At 51.6% G+C, this 23,951-nt stretch carries 28 protein-coding genes; 13 read left to right on the top strand and 15 right to left on the bottom strand.

Annotated elements, in window-relative coordinates; all coding sequences use genetic code 11:
- Positions 1–50 precede the first annotated feature (50 nt).
- The 14 genes from BSZ31_RS08295 to BSZ31_RS08225 all read right to left on the bottom strand — a co-directional run bounded on the left by BSZ31_RS08295 (position 51) and on the right by BSZ31_RS08225 (position 12,374).
- Positions 51–2,054 (bottom strand): GAF domain-containing protein, encoded by a 2,004-nt coding sequence (locus tag BSZ31_RS08295; protein ID WP_146106642.1) that lies wholly within the window; start codon positions 2,052–2,054, stop codon positions 51–53.
- Between the two features lie 486 nt (positions 2,055–2,540).
- Positions 2,541–3,788 carry a DUF2254 domain-containing protein gene (locus BSZ31_RS08285; protein ID WP_105028355.1) on the bottom strand — a complete coding sequence of 416 codons (1,248 nt, stop codon included), beginning with the start codon at positions 3,786–3,788 and terminating at the stop codon, positions 2,541–2,543.
- A gap of 10 nt (positions 3,789–3,798) precedes the next feature.
- The gene (locus BSZ31_RS17065) at positions 3,799–3,954 is read right to left on the bottom strand and encodes a hypothetical protein (protein ID WP_206018573.1); all 156 of its coding nucleotides are present in this window, start codon (positions 3,952–3,954) and stop codon (positions 3,799–3,801) included.
- Between the two features lie 150 nt (positions 3,955–4,104).
- Positions 4,105–4,737, bottom strand: coding sequence for an FMN-binding negative transcriptional regulator (locus BSZ31_RS08275; RefSeq protein ID WP_105028353.1), 633 nt, complete (start codon positions 4,735–4,737; stop codon positions 4,105–4,107).
- Between the two features lie 4 nt (positions 4,738–4,741).
- Complete coding sequence (locus tag BSZ31_RS08270; RefSeq protein WP_146106641.1) at positions 4,742–5,131, bottom strand: hypothetical protein; 390 nt, start codon at positions 5,129–5,131, stop codon at positions 4,742–4,744.
- Between the two features lie 41 nt (positions 5,132–5,172).
- A complete protein-coding gene (locus tag BSZ31_RS08265; protein WP_105028351.1) occupies positions 5,173–5,925 on the bottom strand; it encodes a sulfite exporter TauE/SafE family protein in 753 nt (250 codons plus the stop codon).
- A gap of 4 nt (positions 5,926–5,929) precedes the next feature.
- Positions 5,930–6,478 carry a GNAT family N-acetyltransferase gene (locus BSZ31_RS08260; protein WP_105028350.1) on the bottom strand — a complete coding sequence of 183 codons (549 nt, stop codon included), beginning with the start codon at positions 6,476–6,478 and terminating at the stop codon, positions 5,930–5,932.
- Between the two features lie 6 nt (positions 6,479–6,484).
- Positions 6,485–7,051, bottom strand: a complete 567-nt coding sequence (locus tag BSZ31_RS08255) for a TIGR00730 family Rossman fold protein (protein WP_105028349.1) — start codon at positions 7,049–7,051, stop codon at positions 6,485–6,487.
- Positions 7,048–7,359, bottom strand: coding sequence for a quaternary ammonium compound efflux SMR transporter SugE (gene sugE / locus BSZ31_RS08250; protein ID WP_105028348.1), 312 nt, complete (start codon positions 7,357–7,359; stop codon positions 7,048–7,050). The genes BSZ31_RS08255 and sugE overlap by 4 nt, the downstream gene beginning before the upstream one ends.
- Positions 7,360–7,432: 73 nt before the next feature.
- Complete coding sequence (locus BSZ31_RS08245; RefSeq protein ID WP_105028347.1) at positions 7,433–8,605, bottom strand: multifunctional CCA tRNA nucleotidyl transferase/2'3'-cyclic phosphodiesterase/2'nucleotidase/phosphatase; 1,173 nt, start codon at positions 8,603–8,605, stop codon at positions 7,433–7,435.
- 41 nt (positions 8,606–8,646) lie between these two features.
- Positions 8,647–9,642, bottom strand: coding sequence for a glutathione S-transferase family protein (locus BSZ31_RS08240; protein WP_105028346.1), 996 nt, complete (start codon positions 9,640–9,642; stop codon positions 8,647–8,649).
- Positions 9,643–9,695: 53 nt separating this feature from the next.
- Positions 9,696–11,237 carry a cryptochrome/photolyase family protein gene (locus BSZ31_RS08235; protein ID WP_105028345.1) on the bottom strand — a complete coding sequence of 514 codons (1,542 nt, stop codon included), beginning with the start codon at positions 11,235–11,237 and terminating at the stop codon, positions 9,696–9,698.
- Between the two features lie 16 nt (positions 11,238–11,253).
- Positions 11,254–11,427, bottom strand: a complete 174-nt coding sequence (locus BSZ31_RS08230) for a DUF2256 domain-containing protein (RefSeq protein WP_105028344.1) — start codon at positions 11,425–11,427, stop codon at positions 11,254–11,256.
- A 5-nt stretch (positions 11,428–11,432) separates the two neighbouring features.
- On the bottom strand, positions 11,433–12,374 hold the full coding sequence (locus BSZ31_RS08225; RefSeq protein ID WP_105028343.1) for a MerR family transcriptional regulator: 942 nt from the start codon (positions 12,372–12,374) through the stop codon (positions 11,433–11,435).
- A 233-nt stretch (positions 12,375–12,607) separates the two neighbouring features.
- On the opposite strand from BSZ31_RS08225, the gene BSZ31_RS08220 reads away from it, so the two are divergent.
- From BSZ31_RS08220 to rfaE2, 13 genes are all read left to right on the top strand, one after another.
- Positions 12,608–13,165, top strand: coding sequence for a glutathione peroxidase (locus BSZ31_RS08220; protein ID WP_240605774.1), 558 nt, complete (start codon positions 12,608–12,610; stop codon positions 13,163–13,165).
- Between the two features lie 21 nt (positions 13,166–13,186).
- Entirely contained in the window at positions 13,187–13,990 is an 804-nt protein-coding gene (gene folE2 / locus BSZ31_RS08215; protein ID WP_105028341.1) for a GTP cyclohydrolase FolE2, read from the top strand.
- Positions 13,991–14,096: 106 nt separating this feature from the next.
- A complete protein-coding gene (locus BSZ31_RS08210; protein ID WP_105028340.1) occupies positions 14,097–15,410 on the top strand; it encodes an NAD(P)/FAD-dependent oxidoreductase in 1,314 nt (437 codons plus the stop codon).
- The gene (locus tag BSZ31_RS08205) at positions 15,410–16,228 is read left to right on the top strand and encodes a DUF1365 domain-containing protein (RefSeq protein ID WP_105028339.1); all 819 of its coding nucleotides are present in this window, start codon (positions 15,410–15,412) and stop codon (positions 16,226–16,228) included. Before BSZ31_RS08210 ends, BSZ31_RS08205 begins: the two co-directional genes overlap by 1 nt.
- The gene (locus tag BSZ31_RS08200) at positions 16,225–17,451 is read left to right on the top strand and encodes a cyclopropane-fatty-acyl-phospholipid synthase family protein (protein WP_105028338.1); all 1,227 of its coding nucleotides are present in this window, start codon (positions 16,225–16,227) and stop codon (positions 17,449–17,451) included. The genes BSZ31_RS08205 and BSZ31_RS08200 overlap by 4 nt, the downstream gene beginning before the upstream one ends.
- A complete protein-coding gene (locus BSZ31_RS08195; protein WP_105028337.1) occupies positions 17,448–17,702 on the top strand; it encodes a hypothetical protein in 255 nt (84 codons plus the stop codon). The genes BSZ31_RS08200 and BSZ31_RS08195 overlap by 4 nt, the downstream gene beginning before the upstream one ends.
- Positions 17,690–18,016 carry a chalcone isomerase family protein gene (locus tag BSZ31_RS08190; RefSeq protein WP_369907288.1) on the top strand — a complete coding sequence of 109 codons (327 nt, stop codon included), beginning with the start codon at positions 17,690–17,692 and terminating at the stop codon, positions 18,014–18,016. Before BSZ31_RS08195 ends, BSZ31_RS08190 begins: the two co-directional genes overlap by 13 nt.
- A 15-nt stretch (positions 18,017–18,031) precedes the next feature.
- Positions 18,032–19,417 (top strand): MFS transporter, encoded by a 1,386-nt coding sequence (locus tag BSZ31_RS08185; protein ID WP_105028335.1) that lies wholly within the window; start codon positions 18,032–18,034, stop codon positions 19,415–19,417.
- The gene (locus BSZ31_RS08180) at positions 19,414–19,992 is read left to right on the top strand and encodes a DUF3833 domain-containing protein (protein WP_105028334.1); all 579 of its coding nucleotides are present in this window, start codon (positions 19,414–19,416) and stop codon (positions 19,990–19,992) included. Before BSZ31_RS08185 ends, BSZ31_RS08180 begins: the two co-directional genes overlap by 4 nt.
- 12 nt (positions 19,993–20,004) lie before the next feature.
- Positions 20,005–20,814 carry an SDR family oxidoreductase gene (locus tag BSZ31_RS08175; RefSeq protein ID WP_105028333.1) on the top strand — a complete coding sequence of 270 codons (810 nt, stop codon included), beginning with the start codon at positions 20,005–20,007 and terminating at the stop codon, positions 20,812–20,814.
- A complete protein-coding gene (locus BSZ31_RS08170; protein WP_105028332.1) occupies positions 20,798–21,286 on the top strand; it encodes a nuclear transport factor 2 family protein in 489 nt (162 codons plus the stop codon). Before BSZ31_RS08175 ends, BSZ31_RS08170 begins: the two co-directional genes overlap by 17 nt.
- 131 nt (positions 21,287–21,417) lie before the next feature.
- Positions 21,418–22,281, top strand: a complete 864-nt coding sequence (locus tag BSZ31_RS08165; RefSeq protein ID WP_105028331.1) for a ferritin — start codon at positions 21,418–21,420, stop codon at positions 22,279–22,281.
- A 40-nt stretch (positions 22,282–22,321) separates the two neighbouring features.
- Complete coding sequence (gene rfaE2 / locus BSZ31_RS08160; RefSeq protein WP_105028330.1) at positions 22,322–22,789, top strand: D-glycero-beta-D-manno-heptose 1-phosphate adenylyltransferase; 468 nt, start codon at positions 22,322–22,324, stop codon at positions 22,787–22,789.
- On the opposite strand, the gene BSZ31_RS08155 is transcribed toward rfaE2, so the two are convergent.
- Positions 22,786–23,925 (bottom strand): mechanosensitive ion channel family protein, encoded by a 1,140-nt coding sequence (locus BSZ31_RS08155; RefSeq protein WP_105028329.1) that lies wholly within the window; start codon positions 23,923–23,925, stop codon positions 22,786–22,788. The genes rfaE2 and BSZ31_RS08155 overlap by 4 nt on opposite strands.
- Between the last annotated feature and the right edge of the window lie 26 nt (positions 23,926–23,951).

Raw genomic sequence — 23,951 nt, 5'->3', positions numbered from 1 at the left:
AAGTATTCTCACGCAACGGCCCTGTCAAGCCCTCCGGGCTCAACGATTGCTCATTGCCGAGGCACTATATTTCGCATGACAACCAACACATTGCGCTGAAGCGTCAGTTTTTCAGTAATCGGCCGCACTTCCACAATGCAGGACATTTGCCGACCTGATTTGTCGGCGTAGAACAATGGAATAGTGGCATTGACCCACTTCATGAACGACTGACTTAATTTTCGTTTGCCGCTGTGACCAAATACAGCTTGCGCAAACCATTCCGGCGCGGTCTTCAGCGTAGCTCCCGGCGCAGTGCCGAAAATTGATTGAAATGCGTGATTCTGGTAAACGAAACCGTAAGAGTTGGGGGAGTCCTTTTTGGCTTCGAGCACGGCCACGGGCGAATCAATGATTGACAATGTTTGCGTGGCCATTTCAAGTTGTTGCGCAACTCGGCGCAGGGCGGTGATTTCGTTGAGCACACAGTAATTGGTATGGTTCCCTCGAATGAACCGAACTTTCACCATTTTTCCGGTGGACGGAACAAACAAGTCATGGCCGTCGGAAGCGCCTTCATACTTCAACTGAACCATCGCTTGTTGGAGTATTCTCTGCGACAAACCGGAGAAAATTGACCTCACCGACACCCCTGCCTTGAAAACCTCAACTTGGCCAAATAGGATGAGCCTGGCTTGCCGATTCGCAAACACGATGGAGTAAGTATCATCGAGCTCGAGCACGCCATCACTTACGTTCTGGAGAACAAGGTCTCGGGTAAAGTTGTTCATTTCTGCGTCAAGCCGCGCCGCTCTGGACTCTGTAATATCCACCAGAAAGAAACTAAGATTGGGCTGCGCTGTAAACCCGTCCTCCTGAATGTCGATAACCATTTGATACCAGCGGGTCACCCCAAAACTAAGCTGCTTGAATTCGATTTTCTTTGAGATTGAGTTCTCCAGACAAAAAGTAATCTCGTCCCGGAAATTCAGACCAGAGAACGCCTCAATCGAGGCGATTACTTCATCGATACAGAGAGAGTCCCCCGGGGATCCCAAGAGAGATTGAAGTTTTGATGACAGGTGAACCCTTCCTGATGCCCGGTGATAAAAAAAACCAGGCAACGATTTGAAAGCGTTTGACAACGAGGAATTGTAGTAACGCTTCAGATCAAGTTCTGGGCTGAGCAACACGCGATTCAGAGTTAGCCTGAAAAACCCGTCTGACAAATCCAAATACTCGTCAACCCAACTTAAATTGGCACTGAAACTACTGTAATAGTTCGCTTTGTTCTTGATTTGCACGGTAAATGCCCGGACTCCACCTTGATTTCTCACGGATTTGCAAGCCTGTAAAAAATCAGCGATGTTGGCCGGATGCAAAATATCGAACAGTCTGAATTTTGTAAAATTTTTGTTCGGCAAATAACAGGCGGAATGATCGGGCCACACCAGCAATTCAAGCTGATCGGGCGTGGCACTGTCACTGTCACTGTCACTGGGTAAATCGTGCGCTCGCGTCATCACATGAATATTCAAGTAGCCACGTTTCTGGGCGCTGGCTTCATCGCAAACAATCCTTACTTGCTCTCGAATACTCAGCACAGTGCCGTCGGACAATCCCATCTGATAATCAAAGAACTCACCAGATGCGCGACTACGTTCTTCCAGGACTCGTTCGCGATCACAGTCGAACACCTGACGAGTAAACCAGTCTTTCGTCACGGCGGTTTCACTGTTGAAACCCAATAACCTGGACAAAGTGATGTCCATGATGACCTTGTCGCCACTTAGGTCACGGGCCCATTCGGCATGCAATTCTGTGCCCTTGACGGACCGGGCGGCGCTTGCGGAATTGCCTTTGTGTAGCAATAACTCAGCAAGATTTGCCATTTTCTTGGCTACCTGAACGTCGGTGTCAGTCCAAGATCGCGGTGCAATATCCAGCACGCAAAAGCTGCCGATCCGGGAGCCGTTTGAAGAATGAAGAGGTATTCCAAGGTAAGAACGCAGATTCAGCTCCCCCTCCACCAAAGGATTGCCGCGGTATAGCGGATCAATCGAGGCATCATTGATTGTATAGGCTCATCGCTTTGTATGGTGTGAGTACAAAACGATACGCTTCGATCTGCTTCACACACTGCCAGCCCGGCTTTCGCCTTGAACCACAAGCGGTCCCGATCAACAAGCGAGATCAAACAGTACGCTGTGTTAAAAACACGCGCGCCAAGAAGCACCAAGGCATCAAGTTCGGGTTCCGGCGGAGTATCCAGGAGTTGGGTACGGTACAGATTGGCCAATCTTTCAAGTTCTTCGAGGCCTTGTGCAATTTCTGTCATGTCAATTTAGCGGCGTATCACCCAAAAGTGTCTAATCTCAATGCACTTTTTGGGTTAGCACAGTTGAAGTCCGTGCAATCCCACATTGCACATGCGACTAGTTATCGCACAAAGTATTTGAATTGACTGTGGTGAATTGTTAAATATTCCGTGGCGAAACAATCGTTTTCATTCAGTTGCGGTATTCAGACACAAACCCAGAAAATAAACCTGTTGGCTTCATTCAAAAGCGAGCGACATTTCGAACTGCCTCAATGTCTTGCGGCAAAGTCATGGAGAGCTCGTTGCGGGCCAAAGCGCGCTGGGAATGTTCAATACTGGCGTCCCGAAGATCGTTGTCACCAAACCCGGAGATGGCCTGAAACGCTTTTTGCAAGCGAATTGACACCTCAACCAAGCCCGCACCATCTCTGGCTAAACCGTTAAACGCATCATCAAACAGATCTTGTTCCCGCAAGTCGGGCGCGAAAATGCGGTCATGAAGGGGCTCTGTGGTCGAAGCCTGCCGTGCACGAACCCACAAGTGAAACAGTCGGGTTACGGTGCCAACCACATCGATTGCTGTGCCCGGGTCGTTGACGGCAGGCGACAGGGCCCGACATGCGATTTCACAGAGCACTACCAAACCAAAACGAGGATCTTGATCGTAGGTGCGTTGATCAGCCAAATGAAACGCGCTGGACAACTCGTCTAGACACTGCATGTTGTCGGGGCTCAAACCCTGCACCTGTGCAACCGGGTTACTGGGCGTACAAAATTTGCCCGGCAATACTGAAAGAAAAATTTTTAAGTCATGTTGCGCAGCCACAGCCTGAAGCGTTGCCATATCCACACGTTGCAAGTAACCCACCTTGGGCAGTGCAAGCGGCTCCCCTGTTATGGAGGATTGATTTGAAAATGGCGAAGCACCCAGACGTGGCTGGTTCCACCACACAGAAAACGAGTTCGCCACAGCCACCTCGACCTTGTCGATTGTGTTGCCCATGCGACCGAGGCGAGCAATGCTGTCCATCCAGCGGATAAAGGTCAAGATAACCAGCGCAAACACCAGCACACTGACGATAAACAGGGCAAAACGGCCAGCGTGATCGTATACGTCATTTTTCAAAGCCACCAGGGCGACGGCGCCATAAATGAAAACACCAATAAAAATCGACAAGGCATTCTGCGAAGTGTCATCAGCCAAAACAACGGAAAAAGCGCGTGGCGTGGCGGAATTGCTGGCTGATGCGTAGGCGGTCACCATAGCCCCCACCGCAAACATGGCAATGACCAGCATGCTTGAGGTGACCAAGTTCAACAGGGCCTCAATAGATTCAGTGCTGATATTGGGAACCCAGGCTACCGAATCTGTTTGATCAGCGAGGGAGGCCACAAATGCGAAGGCCACTGACAGGATGCTGACCAACAAGGGCTTCACCCACAGTTTTTCTCCAATTCGATTCCAGTGGAACAACAGGTTTTCTCGCATCGAACGGTCCTTATTTCTTTTTGGCCACCCAGGCAAAATGCCTTTGAAGGGCTTCATCGGCCAGCAGCGTCTCGGCGCTTGAAAATTGCTTGGCCAATTTCATTTCATCGTACAAATCATGAATACCATCGTGGCAAAGCCTGCAAATATTGACGCCTTGATTCAAGGTTTCCTTGTCAAAATTTTTTCGATAAAAAGCACGTCGATGTAATTTTTTAGGAATGAGGTGATGAAAGGTCAGCGCGGTAACGCGCCCACAACACAAACACTGACCGCTTTTTAGCCGGGAAGAAGGCATTGTGTGTACCCAACTCGCCTAAAGGTTTTTCTTCACCAAATCGCGCATCAGAAGGGCTTTTTCGGTGCCTTCCTGTTCCAGCCCCTCTACCACGGTCGCCCTGTTTTTGGGCGGCTGGTTCTGACTGACTTTCCATTTGCCAACCATGCTCTCGATTTGAACTTCAAAACCCACAATCGCCTGCTTGATTTGATCCAGAAATTCGGCAGGTGCATCGTTGACAGACCAAGGCCGATCTCGCGTGCCTTCCTGCTGCGCAGTCAAATCTTCCAGTTGCTGATGTAGCCATGCTGCATCATCCACAACCCGCATTTGACCTTTGACATGCACCACCGCGTAATTCCAGGTGGGCACCACCTTTTCTGTTTCCTGCTTGGTGACATACCAGGAGGGAGTGATGTAATGTTCGGCTCCTTGAAATACCAGCAAAGTTTGTGATGACACCGCCAAATCAGCCAAGATTGGATTGGCCCTAGCCACATGGCCGCGCAACAACATTGTTGCACCCACATTTTCCGCCACTACCATGGGTATATGGTTGGCGTTCAGCCCCGAAGTTGACATCGTAATGACAGTGGCCAAGGGGTGAGCCTTGATCAAATTCAACAACACCGGAATCGAGGTTTCCTCAAACTGCTTGGGCAAATACATGAGCCTACTTCACGATTTGAATTTGGGCTGGGTCGACAACAAGGATTCGGGTTTGATCGCCAAATTGCTCAACCACACCTGACACCACAATATTTTTACCAAAAAAGAATTTTGGCAAGTCGTGAATACCTTGATACGAATACCAAGCCGCCACGCGACCATCAATGACCACGGAGAGATTGGCTGGATCCCGAAAACTGGTGTGTGAATTCAAGTCGATTTCATCGCGCTCGGTGCGCAATTTGCTGGAACGGACTTTCATTTGAACCTGCACTTCCTGATTCAAACGGGCCAGTGCTTTCTCGACTGTGATAGGTGCGGCATAAAGTTGACCTGTGTTGAGCAAACCAGCAGCGCCCGCCATGATGCACACTGCTACCCACATGCTACGCATGCTTTTCTCCCAGGGTGTTTGACTTCTCAGTGTATATCAGCCTACAGCCAAAGCACACGGGCAATCATGTAGCTGCCCAATAGCAGCAAGCCTAGGAAAAACACGGTTTTGAAAGTCTCTGCGCTCAACAGGGCTCGGCATTTTTGCCCCGCCAGCACCCCAGCCATGGTGGGTATCAGGCACAAAGTGGATTCCCAGGCCGCAGCCAATTCAAACCGCCCCTTGAGGTACAGGCCCACTGCCAGTGCAAAGGTGCCCACGGTGAATACCAAACCCAAAGCCTGCAACAACTCGTCTTTGTCCATACCCAAAGAATTCATGTACGGTGCGGAAGGCACCGATGAAACGCCGGTTGCACCCGCCAGAAACCCGGTAAGCCCACCCACCAGGGGCGAAGCCCAGCTTTCCTGGCTGGCATTCACATGCATGTTGAACTTGAACAGACCCAACACGGCGTACACAAACAACACCAGACCCAAAGCCAGGGTGGCATACGAAGGCGTGCTACCGGTCAAAACGCCAACCCCGAAGGCAGCGCCGATACACACCATGACGAGTAAACCGGCAAAGCGGCGCAAGGCAATCAAAAAACCTGGGCCAATCAGCATTTGCCACACATTGCTGACCATGGAGGGAACAACAATGAGCGCGGCAGCCTGCACTGGCGCCACCGCGACCGCCATTAAACCAATTGCGATTGGGGGCAGACCCATGCCGGTGACGCCTTTGACGAAACCTGCTACCAAAAATGCCAAGCCGACGATCAGGGTGTAGTCGTTAATGTTCAGAGCCATTTCCTTAAAGAGGATCGGGTGAAGAATTACCACCCTCTCCCAAAGCACGTTGCATGATGAGCGTGCCCACCCAACGATTGAATTTGTAGCCTACGTTGGGCATGCGCCCAACTTCCAGAAAGCCCAGTTTTTGATGCAACTCGGCCGAACCTGCTGTGCCTCCCTGGGTAATTACCGCCACCATTTGCCGCCACGGGCCTTGCTCGCACCTGCGAATGACCTCACCAAGCAAAGCCGCACCCAGACCCATGCCTTTGTGGTTTGGTGTCAAATACACTGAATCTTCAACGGTGTAGCGGTAAGCGGGCCTGGGCCTGTAACTGGCTGCATAGGCGTAACCAACAATCTCCTGATCGATTTGTGCAACCAGATAAGGCAAACCGGACTCGAGTATGGCTTGCCGTCGGGCACACATTTCTTCCAGTGTCGGCGGAACCAGCTCAAATGTGGCCAGCTCATGAAGTACATAATGCGCATACAAAGCCTGCACGGCGGGCATGTCGGCCAGGCAGGCATCCCGAATCTGAAAAGCTGATCGAGTGGCGTGTTGCATGGCCGGTTAAACCCACTTTACGACCGCGGGCGCGCTGTACGTTTTGAAAGCTTCAAGCAACGAGAATGCACAGGTATTGGCCATCAACATATTGCGGTGCTGGGGCCGAATGAATGCCTCCTGGTGAGCATGATCCAGAAAGGCGAGCAGACCGTCGTAATAGCCACTCACATTCAACACACCCACAGGCTTGTGATGAAAACTGAGTTGTGCCCAGGTCAGGATTTCAAAGAGTTCTTCGAAAGTTCCCAAACCACCGGGCAAAGCGACAAAGCCGTCAGAACGCTCGGCCATCATGGCTTTGCGCTCGTGCATGTTGCGGGTCACGATCAACTCGGTCAAGGCAGGGTGCGCAAGCTCTTTGGTCACCAGCGATTCGGGAATGATGCCAGTGACATTGCCACCCAAAGCCAACACCTCTTCGGCCACCACACCCATCAAGCCCAAATTAGACCCGCCGTACACCAGGCCGAAATTGTTGTCGACCAACGCACGTGCCAAAGCCTTGGCACCTTCGGTGTATTCAACCCGGTTGCCCGCACTGGAGCCACAGTACACACAAATATTTTTCATGACAGCTTCAAGCCCAATACACCCAACACAATCAGCACCACGCTGCCAATGCGCAGTGCATTGACAGGCTCATTGAACAAGACAATACCCATCAACACCGTACCAGCCGCGCCGATACCGACCCAAACGCTATACGCGGTGCCCACAGGCAGGGTTTTCATGGCCAGGCCCAACAGCCCAAAACTGATTGCAGCGGCAATCAAGGTGACCGCAGAGGGGAGCAGACGGGTGAAACCATCGGTGTATTTCAGGCCAATGGCCCAAACGATTTCAAAGAGACCCGCGACAAACAGAATTAACCAGGACATGACAACTCCCATCAAGCAAATGGGGCCGTCCCCGATCGAAGGTTGAGCGGTGAGGTCGTCCTCACTTCAAGAATCAAAAGTATCTGGAATGTAATTCACTGACCCAAGCCTGTCGCGCTTCCGAGGCCACTTGGGCCACCTGTTCACTTGGCAGGGCGTTAGCAATTTTATCACCAACAAAAGTTTTGTAATGCCCTTGTTCCAATTCCGCGACAGCCTTCTCGACAAATTCGTGTACTGGCCCTGTACCACTTAGCTGGGCCACAAGCTGGTTAATCTGCCGCAAACGGGCTGGCTTTCTGTAAAGATCGACCTGATTGAAAAACCTGCCAAAACTGTTGGAATCGGTCGTACACTGCGCCAGAAAATCAAGGCACTGACGCGTGACGATCGACAAATCTTCGGTGTTGCGCGGTAAACGCCATGCCTTGGCCAAAGCCCGGATCTGTGCAACATCCAGGAAAAACCCAAGACAATAAACCCAGCGCGCTTCAGCGGCGGAAAGACCATTCAAACGATCGTATTCTGGCTTGTCGAAACCAGAAAACGGCACAGGGCAGCTCGGTGCCAACTCACCCCAGGCATTGAGCTTGCTGATCAATTTGATCATGCGGGAAGGCTTCACCTCGCCCATGCCTTTGTTCAACTCGGCGTATATACGCTCGGCCACAAGGTGTTTTAACTCGCCGCTTGCCCGCAATTCCCGGCACAAGTCCATGGTTTCCTCGGCCACTGAAAAATCAAGAAAACGGGCCAGAAAGCGTGCCAGGCGAAGCACTCGCAGCGGATCTTCAGAAAAAGCGGGGCTAACATGGCGCATGCATTTGTTTTGAAGGTCGGTGAACCCCTGGAATGGGTCGATCAAATCGCCTTTCGCATTCATGGCCATGGCATTCACGGTGAAGTCACGGCGAGCCAAGTCCTCTTCGAGGGTAACCGAGGGGTCTGCGTGAAAAGTAAAGCCTTTGTAGCCATGTCCGCTTTTGCGCTCGGTGCGGGCCAAGGCATATTCTTCGTGGGTACGCGGGTGCAAAAACACGGGAAAGTCTGAACCCACCGGAGTAAAACCAGCAGCCAGCATATTGTCCACGGTCGCACCAACGATCACCCAGTCCCTATCTCTGCTGGTGCGACCCATCAGCGCATCGCGAACTGCACCGCCCACCACATACACTTTGGCACGGGCGGGCAATCGTTCAATGGCGGAATCGACTTGAAAACCTTGCAGTTCAGGGTGGCGGGCCATGAGCAACACGAGAATGAATGTTGCCCAAGATTACCACCGAATTATGCGGCGTGGCTTGCAGGCAAACGCGTGCGGTTGTGCTCACGGGTGAAGTCGATGGCTGGGCCTGCGGGCACAACCCGTGTGGGGTTGATCATGTCATGGCTGTAGTAATAATGACGTTTGATGTGATAAAAATCGACGGTTTCTGCCACGCCAGGCCACTGATACAACTCGCGCACATAGTTGGATATGTTTGGAAAGTCTTCAAGCCTTTGGCGATTGCACTTGAAATGGCCGTGGTACACCGCATCAAACCGAATCAAGGTGGTGAACAAGCGCCAATCCGCTTCTGTCATTCTTGCACCCACCAAATAGCGGTTGTTCTCCAGGATTTTTTCGACAGAATCAAGCGCCATGAACACGGCGTTGTAGGCTTCTTCGTAAGCGCCCTGCGCAGTGGCAAAGCCAGCCCGGTAGACACCGTTGTTAATGTTGTCATACACCAGTCCGTTGACCCGATCGATCATGGCACGCAGGTTTTCAGGGTAGTAATCATCGTGATTGCCAGTGATTTCATTGAACGCTGAATTGAACATACGAATAATTTCAGACGATTCATTGCTGACAATCTGATTGGTTTTTTTACACCACAACACCGGCACAGTGACCCGCCCGGAGTAGTCGCTTTTGTTGCGCGTGTAAATTTGGTGCATGAATTCGCTGTTGAACAATTGGTCACCAGTGCTGCCCGCATCTGTGTTGAATGTCCAGCCATGGCTGAGCATGTCCGGGCTAACGACCGACACATCGATGTGCTGCTCCAGATTCTTCAACTTGCGAAAAACAAGGGTACGGTGTGCCCACGGGCAGGCAAGCGACACATACAAATGGTAGCGGCCACTTTCTGCCTTGAATCCACCCACACCGCTGGGCCCGGCGTTGCCATCGGCAGTCACCCAGTTGCGAAGCTTGGCGCTTTCTCGCTGAAATTTGCCACCGCTTGAACTGGTGTCATACCACTTGTCTTGCCACTGACCATCGACCAACAAACCCATGCGATTACTCCTTGAACTGCAACAACAAGGCCTCACCTTAACAAAACAGAGCCTTACAGTTGTTCAATATTCTTGAAGGTGTCGGCCACTTTTTGCCGAAGGGCCTGGCGTTGGGCTTCATCCAGTCGGGCAATGTTTTTGGCCATCAGGCCGGTTCGCGGGTTGGCGGACAGCATTTTTTCGTGCTGGTCCAGAAACCCCCAATACAGCGTGGTGAATGGGCAAGCCTTGTCGCCTGTTTTTTCGGCCGGGTTGTATTTGCAACCGCTGCAATAGTTGCTCATGCGCTTGATATAGGCACCCGAGGCAATATAGGGCTTGCTGGTGAAACGCCCGCCATTTGCAAACAAGGCCATGCCGGCCACATTGGGCAGCTCAACCCATTCAACCGCATCTACGTACACCGCCAAAAACCAGTCTTCCACCTGCTGTGGCACCAGCCCAGCCAACAAGGCAAAATTGCCAATCACCATGAGGCGTTGAATGTGATGTGCATAGCCGTAATCGAGCGTTTGGCCAATCGAATCTTTCAGGCAGTTCATCTGGGTATTGCCGGTCCAAAACCATTTGGGCAAATCAAGTTTGGCTTGCAAATGGTTGTCTTCGCGCATCTTCGGCATGTCGAGCCAATACACCCCGCGCATGAATTCACGCCAGCCCAGAATTTGGCGAATAAACCCTTCTGCACTGGCTACATCCACCTTGCCCGCGCGGTACGCGGCTTCGGCTTTTTCAATCACCTCGAGCGGATGGAGCAAATGCAGATTGATTGCGCTCGAAACCAATGAATGCCAACCGAACGGCGTGTCAGTCCACATCGCATCCTGATAGGTGCCAAAGTTGACAAAACGGTTCTCAATGAAGGCATCGAGCGCCTGCAGAGCCTGTTCACGTGTCACTGGCCATGCAAAATTTTTCAATGTGCCTGGGTGATCAGGAAAACTCGCTTCAACCTCTGCAAATACTGCCTGAGTGATTTCATCGGGTTCGAAAAATGCAGGGGGCGTAATGTCTCCAGGACCAGCCTTGGGAAAGGCACTGCGATTGTCCGCGTCAAAATTCCATTTGCCACCCGCCGGTTCAGCACCCTCCATCAATACGCCCGTGCGCTTGCGCATTTCGCGATAAAAATACTCCATGCGCATCTGTTTGTAGCCACTGGCCCACTTTGCGAATTCAGCGCGGCTGCACAAATAATGCGAGTCTTCGAGAAGACGCAACTTGAGATTGTCTGATTTGGCAAGCGTCAGGAAGTCTTGCTCCAAGCGCCATTCTCCGGGCTCGGCCATGTCGATGCTGGTATATCCGTGTTGCTTGCACAGTGCAGCGACTTCCTGCACAAGACTGCGTCTACCCGTGTCTGCCAAAGTGCGGTAGTGCACCGTGTAACCTGCATGGCGCAACTCATCGGCGAAATGGCGCATGGCGCTTAGAAACAAAGCAATGCGAACCTTATGAACCCAAACCACAGTGGATTCGGTGGCGGACTCCACCATGATGATGTGTGTGTTTTCCGGGGGATTGAGTCGCAGCGCGGGGTTGTTCATATCGAGTTGGTCGCCCAACACCACCACTGCTTTTGTGTCACTGCCCATATTGTTTGCTGCCAGTTTATTTGCCGCTCGTTCGTGGCGCAGCCTTGCGGCATGCGTCGGAGCAGTACTTCACATCATCCCAGTTCCTGGCCCAGCTTTTGCGCCAGGTCATGTCTTTGCCGCAAACGGTACACGGCTTGCTGGGCAAATACGACTTGTTGCCTTTGAAAGTTTGCTGCTTGCCCGACACTGGAGTTACTGCTGATTGAATTTGTTGCGCAGTCGCCAGTCTGCAATCGACTCGCTGATCGACTCAAGGCTGGAGAGCAGCACGAAGTCTTCTGAAGGCTTTTTGCGCAGTGCTGTGGAGGAACCGCCACACCAGATTTCAACCATGGGAGGCAACTTCTCGCGCAACTCGGCAACCGCTTCAAGCACTGCGGGCGAACTTTGTATCACCGAGAATGACAAGGCCACAATATTGATGTTCTGCGCGCGGGCAGCCAATACAATGTCGTAGATGGGCGTTTGGGTACCCAGTGATACGCACTGAGCACCTTCCATTGAAAAAATGCATTCGGCCATCAGCAAACCCAAACCATGCAACTCGTTGGGAAGTGTGGTGAGCAGTACGCGTGGACCCTTTCGGGTGGAGGGAATGGTGTTCAATGCATTGCGCAGCACCACCTGAATGGTCTCGGTGTAAATGTGTTCTTCAAAAATTTCAAAGTACCCACGAGCCCAGGCATCTCCCACCATTGCATTCATGGGCGCCACGATTTCAACCACAAAACGGCGCAGACCCATAGTCAAGGCCAGGCGAGACATCGCCTGGCGGAATTCTTCTGCATCATGTCGCTTGATGAGCTCCATGTAGCCATTCAATTCGTCCAGGCTGTCTGGCGCCACGTTCATTCTCGAACCCGCGCTACTGACCTCTGCCAACTTGACGAGTTCGTCGATACTCAAACCAATGATTTTCCCTGGGCGGTGACCGCCATCGAGAAGCCTTTTGATGACTCGCAATTTCTCGACTTGATCGATGGAGTAAATACGCTCACCGAAAGAATCCCGACCAGGTTGTGGAAAGTTGTAGCGTTTTTCCCAGACGCGCAGCGTGTCTTTGGGCAAGCCCGTGTCCCGCTCGACTGCTGCAATTGAAAATGAGGGTTGGCTTAAATCTGCACGCTCATTCATACCTGAACCTGACCACGGTGAAACTTCAACATCTTTGTTTTGTCCTAGACAAATTGACTTGCCACACTGAACGAATAATAATGGAACTCAAAGCATGATTGCCAATCAAATTAGCACATTGGCTGAGATTTAACCACACATATAGAGACATTCAAGTGAATAATATGCATTGTAAAGACAAGCATCTGTCTAGTCCAGTCCGGGTAAACCTTGGGCAGCGGGTTATGGCTGGCATGATTGCGGTGTTTGGCTTACTGCTGTGGAACTCTGCCCAAGCCAAGCCCGGCCTGCAATGCCCTGCCCTGCTGAACCATGAATTTCCCAGACTTCAAGACGAGAAGTCGATTTCACTTTGCAACTTCAAGGGACAAGTCTTGTTGGTGGTGAATACTGCGAGCTTCTGCGGTTTTACCAGCCAGTATGAAGAACTCGAAAAAGTGCACAGCCAATACGAATCCGAAGGTTTTAGTGTGGTGGGTTTTCCATCAAGCGACTTCGGCAATCAAGAATACAAATCGAACAAGGAAATTGCGGCTTTTTGCAACAACACATTCGGAGTAAAGTTTCCAATGTTTGCAAAAACCGTGGTGAAAGGGGATGAGGCCAACCCTTTGTACAAACAATTGGCCAATGCCAGCGGAGAACAACCCGGCTGGAATTTTCATAAATACCTGATCAATCGCCAGGGCGAAGTGGTCGGCACCTTCAAAAGCGGTGTCTCACCCACAAGCCCTCAGATTACCCAGGCAATTCGCCGTGCACTCGATGCACATCCAATCACAAAGCAGTAACTATTATTGGAGCGCTTCATTATGAATGCACCGGACGGACTTTTTTTACCTGACGAACAATCACGTGCAGACAAACGCAACATCGCCATTCAACGAGTGGGGGTGCGCGCGATCAAGCACCCGATCATTGTGGAAACACTGGAAGGCCCACAACCTTCGGTGGCCACGATTGATATGTCGGTGTTCCTGCCCGGCGACGTGAAAGGAACGCACATGTCGCGTTTCCTTGAAATTCTTCAAACCCAGGAAAGTGCACTGACGCCCGTTGGCATGAAACAGATGATGAGGGACATGCTTCAACGTCTGGATTCAAACGCCGGCACCATCACGATGAAATTTCCTTATTTCGTGCGCAAGGTTGCACCCGTATCGGGTGTAGCCAGCCTGCTGGACTATGAAGTGACTTTGGAAGCCGACAACAATGGCGCAAACACAGACGTGTTCATGACGGTGGTGGTGCCCGTGACCAGCCTGTGCCCCTGCTCCAAGAAAATTTCTGAGTATGGCGCCCACAACCAACGCAGCCACATCACGATTCGAGCACTGGTGGCCGACGGTATTGCCGTGGAAGAACTGATCCGCATGGCGGAAGAATCGGCTTCTTGCGAACTGTGGGGCTTGCTGAAGCGCCCTGACGAAAAATATGTGACAGAGCGCGCTTATGACAACCCCAAATTTGTTGAAGACCTGGTGCGTGATGTCGCCATTCGCCTGAGGGCCAGCAAGAAAGTTTTGGCATACCGCATTGAAAGCGAAAACTTTGAATCGATCCACAACCACTCTGCCGTGGCCTGGATTGAAGAAGACAAACGCAAACAAAATTAATAAACGAGCTGGTTCTGGCTGGAAAAGCCAGAACCAATTTCACTTACTGCAGTAAATAAAAGGTTAGGATGCTGGTATACCCTCGCTTTTTCTATTTTGAGTACACATGATCAAGAATTCAAAAGAATTACTGCCCAAAGTTGCCATTGTGGGTGGCGGAATTTCCGGCCTGACCGCTGCCCATGCTCTGCGCGACCACGCGCACACCACACTGTTCGAAGCCAACGATTACATTGGGGGCCATACCAACACGGTGGACATCGAAGTGGAAGGCAAGCAAGTGGCGGTGGACACCGGCTTTCTGGTGTACAACGAACGCACCTACCCCAACCTGATTCGCCTGTTCGACGAACTTTCGGTTGAAACCGTGGAATCGGATATGTCCTTTTCAGTGTGCTTGCCTGAATTGAATATTGAATGGGCAGGCACAAACCTGAACACGGTGTTTGCGCAACGCCGCAATTTGTTACGCCCCCGTTTTATTCGCATGCTGCTGGATATTTTGCGATTTAACAAAGAGGCCACCGCAATGGTGGCCGATGCGGGGCGTGCAGCCCTGTTCCAAAGCAAGGCGAAAATGCATTTGGGCGACTACCTGATCGAGGAAAAATACAGCGCTGAATTCCGAGACTGGTATTTGATCCCGATGGCCGCTGCAATTTGGTCTTGCCCCAGCGAACAAATGCTTGCCTTCCCTTTGGCCACATTCATTCAGTTTTGCCACAACCACGGTTTGTTGCAGGTGAACGACAGGCCCAAGTGGTTCACTGTTAAGAACGGCGCGCGCAATTACGTGCAAAAAATATTGCCTTTTGTCGACGAGGTACACCAGAGCACCCCCGTACTGGAAGTAAATTCCACAGGTACAAAACCGACTGTAAAAACGAAATTGGGCGAGCAGGAATTTGATTATGTGATTTTAGCCTGCCACAGCGATGAAACACTGGGCATGCTCAAAGGCAACGAGGCCCAGAAACACCAGTTACAACACATCAAGTACCAAGCCAACGTGGCGTACTTGCACACCGATGTAAAACTGATGCCCAAAACCCGCAGCACATGGTCATCCTGGAATTATTTGAGTGATGTGCTGAATCCTCAACCCAGTGTGTCGGTTACCTACTGGAGCAATCTGCTTCAACCACTGCCCGTGAAAACGCCAATTTTCGTGACACTGAACCCGATTATTCAGCCCGATCCAAAGCAGGTGTTTCGGGAAATTCATTATTCGCACCCCGTTTTTGATGTGCCAGCGGTTCAGGCCCAGCAAGCATTGGCCGAACTTCAGGGCTTGAACAATGTCTATCTGGCAGGTGCGTGGATGAAATATGGGTTTCACGAAGACGGACATACCTCTGGCTTGAATGCCGCGCGCGCGGTGATCGACAAGTTGGCGAAAACCACACAAAAGGCGGCTTGATGGCGCAAGGGCGTTTTCAACTCAATGAAGTGAAACTGGCTTGGGGCATGGTGAAACATCACCGTGCACATCCCAAAGCAAATGGTTTTACCACCGGCGCCTGCTTTGTTCGCCTTGTTTTTTCGACTCAATCCGATCCAAAACCCACACATGCTTACCCGGTAATTGACGGCAAGGGTTTGGTGTCGGTGTCGGCACACAATTACGGGTTCGAGGCGCACACGCTGAAGTTTCCCGAGTTTGTTTGCAATTTGGTGCGCAAGGTTGAATCGGAAACAGGCTTGGTACTTCAAGGCCCTGTGCATTTGCACACCTTCCCCAAGGTGCTGGGCTACGTATTCAACCCAGTCAGTTTTTGGTATTTCCACAATGACGCGCAACAGTGCCGTGCCGTGATGTGCGAGGTGAACAATACCTTTGGTGAACGGCACTTCTATTTGCTAACAGCCCCGGAAAGCAAGGCCCCATTGAACAAAGGCATGCTGCTGCATGCCCGGAAAGAATTTCATGTGTCGCCTTTTTTCCCGGTATCGGGTCGTTATGAGTTCCGGTTTGTCAGCAGTGCAGACCACTCACTGGCGCGCATTAACTATTTTGAAGGACAAGTTCAACAGCTCAGCACCAGCGTGAGCGGAGAACTGATGCATCCAAGCACCCTGCTTTGGGGTAAAACCTTATTGAAATACGGTTGGTTTACATTGGCCGTGATCGCAAAAATTCATTGGCAAGCGGTGAAACTTCTGCTCAAAGGCGCAAAGTTTCACGGCAAGCCCGCACCACCCCGTCAAACTATTACGCAGACTGAACTCGAAGCATGACTCAAGCCATTACTTTTTCCCAGTTCCAACTGCCCAGCCACGCACCCTCGTCGGCCCAGTGGACCCTGAAATTGCTGACCAAACTGAAAAAAGGCCGCCTGGAGATTGTGACTCCCGAAGGCGTACACCTGTTGTTTGGTGGCGAAGATGACCAACCCAGCGCGAAAATCAAGCTGAACTCGTGGGCTGTGTGCCAGCGGGCTTTGAAGGCAGGCGATATTGGTTTTGCTGAAGCTTACATTGCAGGCGAATGGGAAACACACGATATTGCCTCTGTTCTTGGTGTGTTTCTGGAAAACCGCAAAGCAGTAGAAACCGTTATTTATGGCAGTTTTCTGGGTGGCATTGCCTACAAAATCAAACACCTGCTAAACCGCAATACCAAAGCACAGGCCAAGAAAAACATTCATGCCCATTACGATTTGGGCAATCCGTTTTACCAGTTGTGGCTAGACCCCACAATGACCTACTCCAGTGCACTGTTTGACGGTGACACCAGCTTGAGTTTGGAACAAGCCCAACACGCCAAATACCAAGCCATGCTCAACTACATGAGCCCGAAGGCTGGTGAGCAGGTTCTGGAAATTGGATGCGGATGGGGTGGTTTTGCCGAGAAAGCATGTGCTGCAGGCGCAAACCTGGTGGGCCTGACCTTGTCAACAGAGCAACTGGCTTACGCAAAAGCTCGCTTGGCCAAACTGGGTTTTGCAGAACAAGCCGACTTCCGCCTGCAAGATTACCGGGATTGCCGTGGCCAATTTGACCACATTGCATCGATTGAAATGTTTGAAGCTGTGGGCGAAGAATACTGGCCAGCGTATTTTCAGTCGGTGAATCGCCTTCTGAAGACGGGCGGCAAAGCGGCCATTCAAACCATCGTGATTCAAGACGAATTGTTCGACCGTTACCGCAAAGGCACCGATTTTATTCAGCAGTATATTTTTCCGGGTGGCATGTTGCCTTCGCCCGCCAAGTTCAGAGCCATGGCAGAAAAGCACGGTTTGCGCGTGGTGTCGGAAAAAGCCTTTGGAAAAGACTACGCTGAAACATTGCGCCGGTGGCGAGTGCAATTCATGAAAACACTGGAACAGGTGAAAAACCAGGGCTTTGATGATCCGTTCATTCGCACTTGGGAGTTTTACCTGGCCTACTGTGAAGCCGGCTTTGAATATGAAAGCACCGATGTCATTCAGTTCTATCTCGAGAAAGTGGAGAATCAATGAAGTTGTTTTCGATTCAGTTCATTCAACGCACATTGCTGTGCCTGGTCTTGCTGGGCACTGCACCCTTGGCGCTGGCCAACAGCAACTTGAATGCCCCGCCCAAACAGGTCACGCAAACCATTGAGAATGCAAAGCTGATGGGCTACGGTACACTGCGCTGGTTTGGTTTGCGGGTGTATGACGGGCAATTGTGGTCGAACGCTGACCCCGAAGGATTTAACTACAAACGTGACCCCTCCTGCTTGAACTGAAATACGCCCGCGATTTTGAAGGCAGCGACATTGCCGAGCGCAGCATTGATGAAATGGAAGAAATTGGCGCCGGCACTGAGGTGCAACGCCAAGGTTGGCTGGTGAAACTGAACGAGATTTTTCCGGACGTAAAAAAAGGCCACACCTTGAGCGCCCTTTTTACACCGGGCAAGGGAGTTCAATTTTTCCGCAACGGTTTGCCGCTGGCCAAAGTGGACGACCCGGAACTTGCCGAGGCTTTCATGGGTATTTGGCTGGATCCAAAAACTTCTGCGCCTGAAATGCGCCGCGAATTGATTGGTTTGAAGCGCTAATACGGCCTCGCCGACATGAACCAACTGCCCCGCACCAGCGCCAAAGACCTGCTGAACTACGGCCTTCTGGGCTGGGCTCTGGGCGCGGTGGCCGTGCCCATTTACATTCAGGTACCCTACCTTTACTCCCGCATTTACGAAGTACCTTCCGCTTGGGTGGGTATCATCTTGCTGTTGTCGCGCCTGCTCGATGCAGTGCTTGACCCCGCCATCGGCTTGTGGGTTGACCGACGCAGCGGCCAGGGAAGCCGCTACGCCCTGCCCTTGCTCCTGGCTGTGCCTTTGTTGTTGCTGGGCATGGCAGGTGTGTTTTTCCCGGTGGGCAATACACCCACGGAATATGCAGCCAGCCTGATGGTGAGCTTGATCGTGGTGCACCTTGGTTACAGCTTTGCCAGCATCGCCTACCAAGCATGGGGAGCAGAGCTTGGCCATACCGACAAAGAACGCTCAACCTATGTCGCGGTGCGCGAGGGCGTGGGCATTCTGGGTGTGGTGTTCGCAGTATCGCTGGCACTAGAGACCCATGCTGGGTTGATATTCACAGTGTTCGCGATCATGCTGATACTGGGCATGTTTTTGTTGCTGAAATTTTCGCCTCAACCCGATCGAACAGCACAACAAGCCGCGAGCCCGTTTGCTGAAACTTTCAACAACGCGCAGGTCAGCGCGGCTGCAGCGCTTCGCAAAGGCTTTGCCGACATCGTGCAACCATTGCGTCGGCAAAACTTTCGCAAGTTAATGGGTGTATTTCTGTGCAACGGTCTGGCCGCTGCGCTGCCTGCCACACTGGTGCCTTTTTACATGCGCGATCGCCTTGGCTTGGGCGATTCTGATCAATGGGTGCTGGCTGTGTACTTTTTAGTGGGTGCTGCATCCACAGTATTCTGGGTATGGCTGGCCAGTAAAATTGGCCTGGCGCGCTCATGGTTATTGGGCATGGTGTTGTCCATACCCGCCTTCATCATTGTAGTTGTGCTGGGTGAAGGTGACTTGGCAGGCTACCTGTTGGTATGCATAGTCACCGGCTTTGCCTTGGGCGCCGATTTGTCACTACCCGCAGCCCTCGTGGCCCGGCTGATTGAAGAAAACGGTGAGCGAGGCAAAACCGAAGGGACTTACTTTGGGCTTTGGAACTGGATCAACAAATTCAACCTGGCCTTGGCACCCAGCTTTGCACTGGGTACCTTGCAGTGGTTCAGCTATTCAGCCGACATGGCAAAAACCGAGTCTTACCAAAGCATGGGCTTGCTGCAACAACTGGCCAATGACCCACTGCTGTGGGTTTATGCCTTGGTGCCTTGCGCATTGAAGTTGCTGGCCATTGTGCTATTGGGCCGTAGTGGCCTGGCCAGCCTGAACCAAACAACAAGCAACACCGCAATTGGGAGTACAGCATGACTATCGCAAAGCAATGGGTAAAACAATGGGCACAGCAATGGGCTAGTAAGCTGCAACTGGCATTTTTAGCCCTGGCAGGTGCGTTGGTTTTAACCGCTTGCGCAAGCCCGCAACCAGCAGACTATGCACAGGAAAAACCGGTGCTGGACTTGAAAGAATATTTCAATGGCACCATTGATGCATGGGGTGTGTTTCAAGACCGCTCGGGTAAAGTGGTGAAGCGCTTCACCGTGGTCATGAAGTGCACCTGGGATGGCAACACCGGCGTGCTGGATGAAGACTTTATTTACTCCGATGGCACCACCCAAAAAAGGGTGTGGACATTGAAAAAAGACGGCAACAAGTACACTGGCACCGCCGGCGATGTGCTGGGGCAAGCCAATGGCGAAACTTCAGGCAATGCATTTCAGTGGAAATACACCATGCTGCTGCCAGTCGACGGCACCACCTATGAAGTGCAGTTCGATGACTGGATGTACCAGATGGATGACAAGGTGATGCTGAACCGAGCGACCATGAGTAAATTTGGCATTGAATTGGGCGAGGTACTTTTGAGCTTTCGCAAACGAGATTAGGAAGGAACCCGCATGAGCTTTAACCCGAAACTAACCCAGTGGCAAAACAAGCGGGTGTGGCTGGTGGGCGCTTCCACCGGCATTGGTGAAGCCTTGGCCCGTCAGCTAGACCAACTAGGCTGCAAACAAATGTTGTCAGCGCGCAGTGCAGACAAACTGACCACACTGGCTGGTGAGTTACAACATGCCACCGCCCTGCCCCTGGACATCACCCAACAAACTGCTGTGCAAACGGCTTTCAACAATGTAATCGCCGCTTGGGGTGGCGTGGATTTGATCGTGCTGATGGCAGGCACTTACTCGGAAATGTCGGTTGCAGAATTCGACATTGAAAAAGTAAAACAACAAATCGATGTGAACCTGAACGGCACCATGTATGTGCTGGCCAATGCACTACCCAAACTACTTGAGCAAAAGTCGGGGCACCTGGCAATTGTTTCGAGCGTGGCAGGTTATCGGGGTTTGCCAAATTCGCTGGCCTATGGCCCCACCAAGGCGGCCTTGATCAACCTGGCCGAGGCTTTGCATGTGGAGTTACAGCCCCACCATGTGGGTGTAAGCGTGGTGAACCCGGGCTTTGTAGACACGCCGCTGACCCGCAAAAACACGTTTCCCATGCCATTTCTGATTACTGCTGAAAAAGCCGCACAAGAAATTATTACCGGTCTTGAGAAGGGAGAGTTCGAAATCCATTTCCCCAAAGCATTCACCCGCACCTTGCGCACCTTGCGCATACTGCCGTATTCACTGTACTTTGCTGCTGTGCGCAAAATTACTGCGAACAAAAACAAAGCGGAACTGGGCCATGAGCAAATCAAATAACACCATCAACAAAACAGGTGGCTTGGCCCCGCTGGATCGCCAGCAATTGTCTGAACCTTTGCGCAGACTAATCGATTTTTTTGAGCACCTGACCGAGCACACCGTAGCCGACATGCCCAGGTTTTATGCAGACAACGCTTACTTCAAAGACCCATTCAATGAGGTAAACCGGGTGGAGGACATCGCGCGAATTTTTGGCGAGATGTTCCATCAGGTTAACAACCCGCGCTTTGTGGTGCACACTGCATTTCAATCCGGTCAACAAGTGTTCATGGCTTGGGACTTCCTGTTCGAGATGAAGCGTTTCAAGGTGGGGCAAGTGCAGTGCATCAAAGGCTCATCTCACCTGCAATTGAACCAAAACGGCCTTGTTCAGTCACACAGGGACTATTGGGACACGGCTGAAGAGCTGTACGAGAAGATCCCGGTGCTGGGGGGACTGATGCGCTGGTTGAAAAAACAGGCAGGCTAAAAGCGGGAATCAGACCTGTTTCGGCGTACACATGTGCACATAAACGCCCCGTGTCACCAAATCTTCATGCGCTTCATGACATGTCTTGTTAAAATCACAAAATCAAATCTATTCAGTGAAGGTGGAGCAACATGTTGTATCCAGAGTTATTCAGGTCATTGGAGTCCGTTCGTTGGAACATGGAAAAGGACATCAACTGGGACCAGTTTGATGCCTCCAAGTTGTCTGAAGAGCAGGCCCAAACCATCAAGATGAACGCAATTACCGAGTGGTCGGCCTTGCCCGCCACAGAAATGTTCTTGCGTGACAACAAACACGACAGCGACTTCTCGGCCTTCATGTCAATCTGGTTTTTTGAAGAGCAAAAGCACTCGCTGGTCTTGATGGAATATTTGCGCCGATTCCGCCCCGATTTGCTGCCCACCGAAGAAGAGTTGCACGCCGTGCGATTTGAATTCGACCCGGCACCGCCGCTTGAAACACTGATGCTGCATTTTTGCGGTGAAATTCGCCTGAACCACTGGTACCGCTGCGCCTCCGATTGGCACACGGAGCCTGTGATCAAGCAAATTTACAAGATTATTTCCCACGATGAAGCACGCCACGGCGGCGCTTACCTGCGTTACATGAAAAAAGCCTTGGTTGAAGTGGGTGATGGTGCACGTGCGGCATTCAGCAAAATTGGTGTGCTTATGGCCTCGGCCCGCCGCACCCAAAAACCCTTGCACCCAACCAACCTGCATGTGAACAAAGACCTGTTCCCCAACGACACAGTACAAAGCCGCCTGCCAGACCCCGACTGGTTGGAAAACTGGCTGGATGGTCAAATTCGTTTTGATGCCGATTGGGAAAAGAAGGTGGTTGACCGTATTTTGCACAACATGAGCTTGCTGTTTGAGCGCACTTTTGAATCGGTGCAAGACCTGAACCGCTACCGCAAGGAAGTGATGGCGCGTTTGGGTGCGATCGAACCGCCCGTTGGCAACGCAGCCTGATTTGATTGCACCATGACAACAACCGGAAAACCGGCTCGCTTTGAAAAAAAAAGTGTGCCACCCCAGCGAGCTTGCTGAGCGTGCAAAACAACTCAAAGGCCCCGTGGTGTTTACCAACGGGGTTTTTGATTTGTTACACCGTGGACACGTCACCTACCTAGACCAAGCCGCGCAAGAAGGCCAGAGCCTGATTGTGGCTGTAAATTCCGATGAATCGGTCAAACGTTTGGGCAAAGGCCCAGACCGCCCCATCAACACCCAAGTTGACCGCATGCATGTGCTTGCCGCACTGGAATGCGTAGCCTTGGTTACTTACTTCGAAGAAGACACGCCTTTGAACGCTATTCTGGCGGCACGCCCGGATGTGCTGGTGAAAGGTGGCGACTGGCCCGTTGAAAAAATGGTGGGAGCCAAAGAAGTTCAAAGTTGGGGCGGCACAGCGCTGTCAATCGCTTTTGAACACGAGCGCAGCACCACCGCCACGCTCGAGAAAATACGCAAACTTTAAGGCTTGGTGGCTGGCGCAACGCCTGCCTGTGCAAACTGTTCTGGCAGGCTGGCCACGTGCAATGTGGTGGTGGGAAACGCAATTTCAGCGCCGTGCTGCTCAATAATCTCGGCGATTTTCAACAACACATCCTGCTTCACCTCGTGGTACTTCACCCAAATTGTGGTTTTCGTAAAGGTATACACCATCAGGTTCACGCTTGAGTCTGCAAACTGGTTCAGATTCACAATCAGGGTTTGATTGTCGTCAATTTCGGCATGCTCAATCAACATCCGCTTGACCGCGTCTGCAATGCTGCGCACCTGTCGCAAGTCTTCATAACGTACGCCGATTGTTTCCTGAATTCGACGGTGTGTCATCCGCGACGGATTCTCCAGTGAAATGGTGCTGAAAGTGGCATTGGGCACGTACAGTGGGCGCTTGTCAAAAGTACGTATGCGCGTGAGTCGCCAGCCAATGTGTTCGACGGTGCCCTCGATGTTCTTGTCAGGTGACCGCACCCAGTCGCCCACGACAAAGGGGCGATCCATGTACACGGTGAGGCCACCGAAAAAATTCGCCAGCAAATCTTTCGCAGCAAAACCCACTGCAATGCCACCCACACCACCAAACGCCAGCACACCAGAAATACTGAACCCGAGGTTTTGAAGAATCACCAAAGCAGCAGTGATCACAATAGAGGCGCGAAGCAACTTGCCGATGGCGCTGGCTGTGGTGGCGTCCAGCGGTTCTTTCACTCTATCCGGGCTTTGAAGTGCAAGCTCGAATCGCTTGGCCAAGCCAAACAAGAACCAGGTAATCAACACAATCACACCCACCCTGCGAACAGGGTCGATCAACTCAAAAACTTCAGCGTTGCTTGCGGTGTGTGTAATTTTGGCGGCCCATGAAATACCCAGCAACCAGATCAGAATTTTCAGGGGTTTGCGAGCACTTTCGAGGAACACATCGTCCCAGGGATTATTCGATATTTCAGCGAACCGACCCAAGCGATTGAAAACCAAACCCACGGTATAACTGACCAGGAGCGTGAGAAATACCACCATGAAAACCTGATATACCCAAGTGTTGTAAGTGAAAACACCACTGGGCACACCCAGGCTGACAAGCCAATCTTGCAGGCTGGAAAAATTCATGACTACTTTTGTTTGAATCGAAAGGA

The organism is Limnobacter sp. SAORIC-690, assembly GCF_002954425.1.
Lineage (GTDB): Bacteria > Pseudomonadota > Gammaproteobacteria > Burkholderiales > Burkholderiaceae_B > Limnobacter > Limnobacter profundi.
The sequence above is the reverse complement of the archived record's forward strand: the minus strand, read 5'-3'. Positions and strand labels throughout refer to the sequence as shown.